This is a genomic window from Flavicella sediminum (assembly GCF_006381105.1).
Lineage (GTDB): Bacteria > Bacteroidota > Bacteroidia > Flavobacteriales > Flavobacteriaceae > Flavicella > Flavicella sediminum.
The window spans coordinates 2,136-3,212 of sequence record NZ_VDET01000019.1; the positions used below are offsets into that span (position 1 = coordinate 2,136).

Here is a 1,077-nt window from a genome sequence, read left to right on the forward strand (position 1 = left end):
GCTGAATTTCAAGTTGCTATTCCGAGTTGGGCATTAGGTGCTGGAGGAACTCGTTTTGGTCGATTTTCTCATTATGGTGAGCCTTCTACTTTGGAACAAAAAATTGAAGATGTTGGAATTTTACACTCTTTAACACAAACTGCTGGTGCTGTTTCTTTGCACATTCCATGGGATGTACCATCGGATTACAAAGCTGTAGGTGAATTGGCGAGCTCTTTAGATATCAAATTTGATTCTGTAAATTCAAACACCTTTCAAGATCAAAAAGACGCCAAAGAAAGCTATAAATACGGTTCATTAAGCAATACGAGTCAAGCCGTACGTGAACAAGCAATTGCTCATAATTTAGATGTCATCAATATTGGAGACAAATTAGGTTCTAAATCCTTAACCGTTTGGTTGGCTGATGGTTCTTGTTTTCCAGGACAAAATAATTTTCAAACGGCATTTCAAAATACCCAAGATAGTTTAAAGGATATTTACAAAGGATTGCCAGATGATTGGAAATTATTAATTGAATACAAACCTTACGAACCTAACTTTTACAGTACCGTAATTCAAGATTGGGGAGCTTCCTTAATGCTTGCCAATGAATGTGGTGACAAAGCTTTTACCTTGGTTGATTTAGGACACCACCTTCCAAATTCTAACATAGAACAAATTGTTTCTATTTTACAATTGAAAGGAAAACTTGGTGGTTTTCATTTTAATGACAGTAAATATGGCGATGACGATTTAACTGTTGGAAGTATCAAGCCTTACGCCCTATTCTTAATTTTTAACGAATTGGTTTACGGAATGGAAAACAATCCGCAAAATCCAGATTTAGCTTGGATGATTGATGCAAGTCATAATGTAAAAGATCCTTTGGAAGATTTAATTCAATCTTTAGAAGCCATTCAAGAAGCCTATGCAAAAGCTTTGTTAATTGACCAAGCAGAATTAAGAGCCGCTCACCTTTGCAATGATGTGGTGAAGTGCCAAGAAATTTTACAAGGGGCTTACAGAACTGATTTTCGTCCATTAATTGAAAAAGCAAGCTTCAACAGAGGTGGTGCTATTAGTCCGATTAAAGCG

1 protein-coding gene is annotated in these 1,077 nt (G+C 36.3%); it reads left to right on the forward strand.

Going from position 1 to position 1,077, the window contains the following annotated elements:
• Positions 1-1,077 (forward strand): sugar isomerase (locus tag FGM02_RS15565; protein ID WP_139959426.1); only part of this gene is annotated, 1,077 nt, incomplete at both ends.